Source organism: Sphingomonas sp. IBVSS2 (genome assembly GCF_002127225.1).
Lineage (GTDB): Bacteria > Pseudomonadota > Alphaproteobacteria > Sphingomonadales > Sphingomonadaceae > Sphingomonas.
The window spans coordinates 253,815-262,163 of sequence record NZ_NFUR01000002.1 but is presented as its reverse complement, the minus strand read 5'-3'; the positions used below and the strand labels follow the sequence as shown (position 1 = coordinate 262,163).

Annotated in this window: 7 protein-coding genes; 4 read left to right on the top strand and 3 right to left on the bottom strand. The window is 68.6% G+C overall.

Features of this window, described 5'->3' with window-relative positions; translation table 11 throughout:
• Positions 1 to 9: 9 nt before the first annotated feature.
• A complete protein-coding gene (locus tag CAP40_RS07410; protein ID WP_218822119.1) occupies positions 10 to 1,671 on the bottom strand; it encodes a ShlB/FhaC/HecB family hemolysin secretion/activation protein in 1,662 nt (553 codons plus the stop codon).
• A 419-nt stretch (positions 1,672 to 2,090) separates the two neighbouring features.
• Positions 2,091 to 3,236 (bottom strand): helix-turn-helix transcriptional regulator, encoded by a 1,146-nt coding sequence (locus CAP40_RS07405; protein WP_086128752.1) that lies wholly within the window; start codon positions 3,234 to 3,236, stop codon positions 2,091 to 2,093.
• A 178-nt stretch (positions 3,237 to 3,414) separates the two neighbouring features.
• Here CAP40_RS07405 and CAP40_RS07400 point away from each other — a divergent pair, with 178 nt between their 5' ends.
• The 4 genes from CAP40_RS07400 (at position 3,415) to CAP40_RS07385 (ending at position 7,847) form a co-directional block, all read left to right on the top strand.
• On the top strand, positions 3,415 to 4,167 hold the full coding sequence (locus CAP40_RS07400; RefSeq protein ID WP_218822118.1) for a response regulator transcription factor: 753 nt from the start codon (positions 3,415 to 3,417) through the stop codon (positions 4,165 to 4,167).
• Positions 4,154 to 6,070 carry a sensor histidine kinase gene (locus CAP40_RS07395; RefSeq protein WP_086128750.1) on the top strand — a complete coding sequence of 639 codons (1,917 nt, stop codon included), beginning with the start codon at positions 4,154 to 4,156 and terminating at the stop codon, positions 6,068 to 6,070. Before CAP40_RS07400 ends, CAP40_RS07395 begins: the two co-directional genes overlap by 14 nt.
• A 98-nt stretch (positions 6,071 to 6,168) precedes the next feature.
• Positions 6,169 to 7,137, top strand: coding sequence for a serine O-acetyltransferase EpsC (gene epsC / locus CAP40_RS07390; RefSeq protein WP_086128749.1), 969 nt, complete (start codon positions 6,169 to 6,171; stop codon positions 7,135 to 7,137).
• Positions 7,134 to 7,847 carry a gamma-glutamyl-gamma-aminobutyrate hydrolase family protein gene (locus tag CAP40_RS07385; RefSeq protein ID WP_086128748.1) on the top strand — a complete coding sequence of 238 codons (714 nt, stop codon included), beginning with the start codon at positions 7,134 to 7,136 and terminating at the stop codon, positions 7,845 to 7,847. The genes epsC and CAP40_RS07385 overlap by 4 nt, the downstream gene beginning before the upstream one ends.
• A gap of 25 nt (positions 7,848 to 7,872) precedes the next feature.
• Here CAP40_RS07385 and CAP40_RS07380 read toward each other — a convergent pair whose 3' ends face one another.
• Positions 7,873 to 8,262, bottom strand: a complete 390-nt coding sequence (locus CAP40_RS07380) for a DUF3597 family protein (RefSeq protein WP_086128747.1) — start codon at positions 8,260 to 8,262, stop codon at positions 7,873 to 7,875.
• Positions 8,263 to 8,349 lie beyond the last annotated feature (87 nt).

Sequence of the window (8,349 nt, the reverse complement as noted above, 5' to 3'; positions counted from 1 at the left end):
GCATATCCCTCAGAAGATCGAGGCGGAGAGGCTGACGAGGATGCGGTCGGCGGGCTTGGGCGCCTTGGGCGCGACCCGGTCGAACGGATGCGCCCAGGCGAGATCGAGCGAGAACCAGGGGCCGATCTGCGCGCGGACGCCGTAGCCGGCCGAGCGCAGCGTCACCTGGTCGGCGCCCGGGCCGATATTGGTGAGCCGCACCGCATCGAGGAACGCATAGGGGCGGAAGACCGAGCGCTTGGCGAAGGCGAAGGGCGCGGTGCTGATCTCCAGGGTCGAGCCCAGCGCGCGATCGCCCGAGGCGGCCGAGGGATCATAGCCCCGGCCGATCGAGAGGTTGCCGGCGGCGAACTCCTCGTACGAGAGCAGCGGCGTGTCGGTATATTGCCAGCTGGCCGAGACGCTGGCGGTCACCGGGCCGACCACCCGGCCGCCGACCGAGAAATCCGCGCGGACCACCGTCGCATCCGGGCGCCCGCCGAAGCGCGAGGCGACGCGGTTGCCATAGGGCGTTGCGCCCAGCCCGTTGATGCCCTTGCGCAGCTCGAGCGAGCCGGTGGCGGCCACCGAATGCGAGGCGAGCTCGCGCGGCGCCAGATGGCCGTCGAGCCGGGCGAAGAACACGCGCAGCCTGTCTTCGGTCAGCGTGGCGACGCCGCCGCCGAACTCGACCTTCTGGTCGATCCATTCCAGGCCGCCCGAGAGGTTCAGATTGTAGCGGCGGTGGCGCAGCAGCGGATAGGTGAGCCGCGCATTGCCCGCGAAGCTGTTGCCCAGCAGGTCGAGCGGCTTGAGCGCGGCACCGGGCCGGGTCCGCGCGAACGAGCCGGACAGGTCGAGCTGGAGGCCCTCCCCGCCCAGCTTGACGCTCTCGGTCAGCTGGATGACTCGCTGCTCCGGGCTGGAGATCGTGCCATAGCCGACGATCGTGGTGCGCTCGCCGAGCGGCGTGAAGCTGTTATAGTCGACGCGCGCGGTGGCGAGGTCGCGGCCGATCGAGTCCGAACCATAGTCGTTCACCGCGAAGGTGGCGGTGACCGGCGTGCGCGAGACCGCAATGTCGAGATCGACCGCACCGCTGCCGCCGGGCGACTGCTTGAGCGAAGCCTGGACGATCACGCCGGGAATGTCCGAGGCGAGCAGCAGGTAGCGCTGCGCGACATTGAGATCGAAGGGCGTCATCCCCTTCAGCTTGTCGAGATAGCGCTCGACCTGGCGCTGTGCCGGGCCGACATCGCCGTGATAGCTCACCGAGACCACATGCGCCTCGACGACCGAGAGGATCAGCTTGCCGTCGGCGATGCGCTGTTGGGGGATTTCCACCGCCGCGAGCACGCCGCGGCGCAGGTAGAGCGCCGCCACCCGGTCGCGGATCGTGCAGATCGTGGCGATCGGCACTTCCCTGCCGAGCAGATCGGCATAGGCGAGGCGCAGCTTGTCCTCGCCCAGCGCGAGAGCGCCATTGGCGCCCTGAAACTCGACCCCGGTCAGCGTGACCTTCAGGTCGCTGTCGGCGAAGGGGCATGGCCCCGCTTCCATGTCGCGGAACAGCTCGCCGCGCGGCGCGGCGGGTATCGGCGTCTGCTGGGCGGGGTTGAGCTGCTGGCGGTTGGGCAGCACCTGCGCGGCCGCGGGCAAGGCCAGCATGGTGCCCCCGAGGAGCAGGAACATGGCAAGCGTCTTCCGCCCGCTCGGGAGATGCTGCACGGCAACCTTCGGCATCGCTCGGCCTTTTTTTGTCTGGAACTGGGAAACCCGGAGGCCGCTCCGCCCCACGACCCGGGCGAGCGATCCTGCCTGCCGATCGTACCGCAGGCGGAATTTTCCGTCTGTCGCTACTAATAGTGACAGCGGAATGACGTTACGGAACGGTGCAGCCGCCGCTCCATATTCCCCCGTTCGCCCCCGTCCCACACGCAAGTCACGACAGGAAAACACCAACTTCATCGACGCAGACCCCCGACCGCGATCGTGCGGACACGATCCGGAATGGAGTTGCCTAGGCAGGCGCACCGGGAGCGAATAGCTCCCATATGGTAGTGGTTTAGGCGCGGTTCATCTTCGCGGGGAAACCGGCCGGTGCGCGCGCCCTATCCGAGTCGGACGGTGGGCACCGACATGGCCAGGCGCACCAGGTCGAGCTGGCGATGGCAACCGGTCTTGGCCTGGATGGTCTTGAGCCGGGTGCGCGCCGTCGACAGCTGGATACCGAGATTTTCCGCCGCCTCGTTCAGCGGCACGCCGGCGATCACTGCATCGGCGAGCTTCTCTTCCGCGGGGGACAGAGCGAAGCGCCGCGCAATCCACGCGACCGCGCCGGGCGGCGTATCGTCGGGATCGGATATGATGAGCAGCACCTGCCCGGGCAGGCTCGGCAAACCGAACTCGGCCGCGGTGGCGACCGGCCAGAGCATCGCGTGCAGCGGCACCCCGCCGCTGCGGCGCGGGAGCATCACGCCGGAAAGCTCGCCGCTCGCCTCCATCGGCGCATCCGCGCTGACCCGGCAGGCGGCGAACGCAAGGTCGAGCGCGCGACTGCACTTGTCGTCGAAGCTGCGCGGCTGGCCGAAACGGTTGAGCATGACCCCCTCGCCGCATGCGACCAGCGCTTCGGCACGGCGGTTCATCGTCATCACGCGCCCTTCGCGATCCAGCACGAAGGCGGCGTGCATCCAGCCGTCGAACACCGCCTGCGCGGCCATGCCCGCCATGCGCGCGTCCATCAGCGTCCGCCGCAGCTTGAACGCGCGGCCGAAATGCGGGGCGAGCAGCCGGAGCAGCTGCATCTGGTGCTCGCGCCGCGCGGTGTCGTTCCGCCGGTCGGCGAAGGAGAGCGAGGCCCAGCCGCCCGGCTCGCGCTCGAGCACCATGCCGGTGCCGTAATGACCGATCCGGTGGACGCGCATGAAGTCGTTGTAATGCTCGGTGCGGAACAGCTCCTCCTCGCGGATGATCGCCTCGGTCCGCACCGGCTGGCCGACGCCGTTGCGCGGCACGAAATCGACATAGGGGCTGTTGGAGAAATAATGGGCCGCATAGTCGCGCATCGCGGCATCGGAGTAATTGGCCGTCACCGTGAGCGCAGCCGCCGGCAGGTGGCTCTCATGGCTGAACAGCGCGACGGTGATCTCGGGGTAGATCTCCTCGACGCGATCGACCAGCCGCTGCCACAGGCACGGATCGAGCGCGGCTTCGTAGATACCGCCGACCAGCTCCGCCACCAGCAGGGGCGTCAAGGGTTCCGGGCTTGGCATGACGCGACTCTTGTTTGTGCCCGACCTGGGAAATGTGACATTAACCAGGGCAGGGCTCCGGAACAAATTGTAACGAACACGAAATATCGCGTATGTCGCTATTTCTAGGGACAAGCCCGGGGCCGTTGGAATGGTAAGAGCGCGAAAGCCGGGCGTCGCCATGCGCCCATCCGATCGCCGCCACGGCCACGCGACGGGACGCGGGCCGCTCCAGGATGCCCCGATGCCCGATGCCGCCTCGCCACTGCTCAGGGTCGCGCTGGTGGAGGACGATATCGCCTTCCAGAACAGTTTCGCCGCCGCGGTGCGCAACTCGACGGACATGCAGCTGATCGGCATGGCGCACAACGTCGCCCAGGCGCGCAGGATGCTCGCCGGCGATCCGCTCGACGTGCTGGTGGTCGACCTGGGTCTGCCCGACGGATCGGGAATCGACGTCATCCGCGCGGCCCATGCGAGCTGGCCCGATTGCGGGATCATGGTGAGCACCACCTTCGCCGACGAGAAGCACGTGATCGCCTCGATCGAGGCGGGGGCGGCGGGCTATCTGCTGAAGGACAGCTCAGCGGAAAAGATCGCCGACGAGATTCGCGCCCTCCATGCCGGGGGCAGCCCGATCAGCCCGCGCATCGCCCGCCAGATCCTGCTGCGCTTCCGCCCGGCCGAGCAGGCACCGCAGGTGCCAACCGCCGCCGCGCTGGCGACGGCGACTCCGATCGCCTCCCCGCTCTCGCCGCGCGAGCGCGAGGCGCTCGAGCTGATCACCAAGGGCTTCAGCTATGACGAGATCGCCGAGCTGATGCTGGTCTCGCGCAACACGGTGATGACCTTCGTCCGCCGAATCTACCAGAAGCTCGAGGTCACCTCGAAGGCGGAAGCGATCTTCGAGGCCCGCAACCATGGTATTCTCTAGGTCGCTGCGGACCTTCCTCGTCTATGCGGGACTGGCGACGCTGATCCTCGTCGCCCTTTATCTCGGATCCCGGCCGCAGGGCATTCACCTGACCCGCGCACAGTTGCTGGTACAATATACCCAGGGCTATCCCCCGCCGTCGCGCACCGCCGACTGGCGCGCGCTGCCGGGCCGGTGGCAAGACGTCACGCTGCCCCATGCGCCCCGGCCGCACATGCTGCCGGGGGCCGGCGACGCCGGGCTGCTGCCCACCCAGACGACCTGGTATCACTTCACGATCGATCCCGCGCAGGCGGCGCCGAGCGGCGCCTATCTCTACATTCCGCGCTGGAAGACGGATGGCGAGCTGGCCATCTATGTCGACGGGCGGCTCTTCTACCAGACGCACGCCAATCTCCAGTGGAACGGTTCGAACCGGCCGCTGTGGATTCCGCTCGAGGAAGCCGCCGAGAGCGCCCCGCCCAGGGACCTGCTGATCCGCATCCGCCACGTCCGCGGCATCGGCGGCGCGCTTTCCACGCTGTGGATCGGCGATTATCGCCAACTCGCCGCGGCCTATTACACCCGCGCCTTCTTCCAGGCCGAGCTGCCCTATATCAGCTCGGCGATGTTCCTCGCGACGGGGGTGTTCGCCTTCCTCGTCTGGCTGCGGTCGCGGCGCGAGACGCTCTACCTCCTCTATGCGCTGATGACCGTCGCGACGTTCCTGCGCGTGATGCACGCCTATATGGGCGCGGACCGCCTGCCGATCTCCGATGCCTGGTTCGGCTGGGTCACGGTCAATTCGGTCGGCTGGACGGTCCTGATCGCCCATCTCTTCCTCACCGCGCTGCACCATCACCACGCGCGCTGGCTGACCGCGATCATCGCCGTCATGTGCCTGGGCTTCGGCGGGATCACCCTGCCGCTGTTCGAGGGGACGGCCGACGCCACGATCGTCTCGCCGCTGATGTACATCACCATGGTGAGCGTGGGCACCTTCACCTTCATCGTGCACATCGTCTGGAGCCGGCGCGCGGGCACCATGGAGGGGATCGGGCTGGCGATCTGCGGCCTGCTCTCCTTCATCCTGGGCGGGCGCGACATGCTGCTGCAGAACAACATCATCGACATCGAGAGCCTGTTCGTCTCCTTCTACGCGCAGATCGCGCTGATCATCGCCTTCTGCCAGATCATGCTGAGCCGCTATATCAGGGCAATGCATGCCGTGGCCGAATCCAACCTGGTGCTCGCCAGCCGCCTGGCCGAGCGCGAGGCGGAGCTCAACGCCAGCCACCAGAAGCTGCGCGAGATCGAGCGGCGCGAAGTGCTCTTCCAGGAGCGCCAGCGCCTGATGCAGGACATGCACGACGGGCTCGGCTCGTCCCTGGTGAGCACCCTGCGCATGGTCGAGCACGGCCATATCGACGAAGCGGACATCGCCCAGCTGCTCAAGGGCTGCATCGACGACCTGAAGCTCACCATCGATTCGATGGAGCCGGTGGAGACCGACCTGCTGCTGCTGCTGGGCACCCTGCGCTTCCGCCTGCAGCCCCGGCTCGAGGCCACGGGCATCCGCCTGCGCTGGGACGTGCGCGACGTGCCGCCGCTCCCCTGGCTCGACCAGCGCCATTCGCTCCACGTGCTGCGCATCCTGCAGGAGGCGTTCACCAACGTGATCAAGCACGCCGGCGCGAACGAGATCGTCGTCACCACCGGGGTGCGCGACGGCCAGGTGCGCGTGGGCATCGAGGACAATGGCCGGGGTTTCGACGCGACCATGGCGGCACAGGGCCGTGGCCTCGGCAACCAGGCCCGCCGGGCCGAAGTGATCGGCGGCAGGGTCGAACTCGAATCGACGCCGCAGGGCACCCGCTTCACGCTGTTGCTGCCGATCGAAGGCGCCCGCGCCCTGCCCGCCTGATCCTGCTTCCCCAGGCTTTCGCGCCCGCCAATATTTCCTTTGCTGAAAATCCTATCAAATCAGGGGATGTTAAGCGCACGCAGCACGAGGCAGCTTCCATGCGTTCGACGTCCCCCGGCCAGCCGGCCCCCACCCTCGCCCCCGAGATCGCGGACGCCATCGCCGCGCTCAATGCCGTGCGCTCGGCCTGGCGGACGCGGCAGCCCGGCCGGGGGAGCGTGACGCGCTTCCCCTCCCCGGCCGGCCTGGCACGCGTCGTCGAGCATCTCTCGGCGGCACTTTTCCCCGCCAGGCTGGGCGGCTTCCGCGACGGCCCGGCAGGCGAGGACGATTTCGTCGCGGATCAACTGCACGGCGCGCTGACGCTGCTGCGCGAGGAAGTGGCGAGCGAGCTCGACTATTGGCAGGCCGAATCCGACCAGCCCTTCGAGCCGGATCAGCCCGATGCGATCGTCCGCCTGTTCGCCGCGACGCTCGCCGAGATCCGCGCGCTGGTCGATGCCGATGTCGAAGCCGCCTTTGTCGGCGATCCCGCCGCGCGCAGCACCGACGAGATCCTGATCAGCTATCCGGGCGCGCTCGCCATTCTCCATCACCGGATCGCGCACCAGCTCCACACGCTGGGCGCGGTGATCGTGGCGCGCGTGATCTCGGAGCTGGCCAATGCGCGCACCGGCATCGACATCCATCCCGGGGCCACGATCGGCCCCAGCTTCTTCATCGACCATGGCACCGGCGTGGTGATCGGCGAGACCGCGATCATCGGGCGGGGCGTGCGCCTCTATCAGCACGTCACCCTGGGCGCACGCAGTCCGCTCGGCCTGGCGCCCACCGGGCCGCGGACCCGGCACGCCCGGCATCCGATCGTCGAGGACGGCGTCACCATCTATGCCGGCGCCACGATCCTGGGCCGCGTGACGATCGGGCGCGGCAGCGTGATCGGTGGCAATGTGTGGCTGCTCGACGATGTGCCGCCCGAAAGCATCGTGGCGCAGCCAGAGGGAATCCGGCTCGAACGCGCCGCGCGCAACGCGCTTTCCGAGCGGCTGGCGGAGCATGGCGCGTGAGCCCGCTGATCGGCGTCCTGTGCTGCAACGAAATCGCCGACCGGCCGATCCAGGCGGTCGCGACACGATTCATCCGCCCGCTGGCCGAGATTTCCGGCGCCACCGTGCTGCTGGTGCCCGCCGTCGCCGGCGCGTTCGACGCGGCGGCGCTCGCCGCTCGGCTCGATGGCCTGCTGCTCACCGGTTCGCGCTCGAACATCGCGGCCAGCCGCTATGGCAGTGACGGCACTTCCCAAGGCCCGCTCGACGAGGAGCGGGACGAAGTGGCGCTCGCGCTGGCCGGCCGCATGATCGATGCAGGCCGCCCGGTGTTCGGCATCTGCCGTGGCCTGCAGGAGCTCAACGTGCTGTTCGGCGGCACGCTGACCGACGGCCTCGCCGCGCACCACCGGGAGGGCGATCACCTGCCCTATGAGGCGCTGTTCGACCATGGCCATGAGGTGGAACTGCGCCCCGAAGGCCTCCTCGCCGCCATTACGGGCGAGCGGCGCATCCGGGTGAACTCGGTGCACCGACAGGGTATCGGGCGCCTCGGCCGCGGCCTGGCGCCCGAAGCCCATGCCGCGGGCGACGGCCTGGTGGAGGCATTCTCGGCCCGTCCTGCCGGCGCGCCGGTGCTCGCCGTGCAGTGGCACCCGGAATGGGATGCTGCCCGCCGGGCCGAAAGCCGCGCCTTCTTCCACTTCGTCGGAGAAGCGATCGCGGCCTGAGCCCGCGCGCCGGGGCAGCCGGGATTCAGCCTCCGCGCAGGCTGTCGGGCACCACGCCGCCATTTTCGGCCAGCTTGGCCATGACCGCCTGGTGCAATGCGATGTTCTGCTCGGCGGTGCCAGGCTCGCCGGCATGCACGTCCAGCTCGTCGGCGAGCTGCTTGCGCGCATCCAGGCTGGAATCGAGATCGAGCAGCTTGAGCAGATCGACGATCGACGTCTGGTAATTGCCGCCGCCGCCCTTCATGCTCGCCATCTCGGACAGGACGGCGCCGACATCGACCGGCGTCGCGTCCGCGGTGGGAGCCGGCGCCGCGGCCGGAGCGGCTTCCGCTTCTGCGGGTGCGGGACTGGGGGCGGGTGCATCCGCCTTGTGGCCGAAGATCTTGCCCATGATGCTGCCGAAGATGCTCATTCAATCCTCCCGTCACGTGCGATGAAGCGCAGGCGCGCCGGTTCAAACGCGCGTTGCGTCAAAAGGGTTCGGGCGGAACGGGCAATA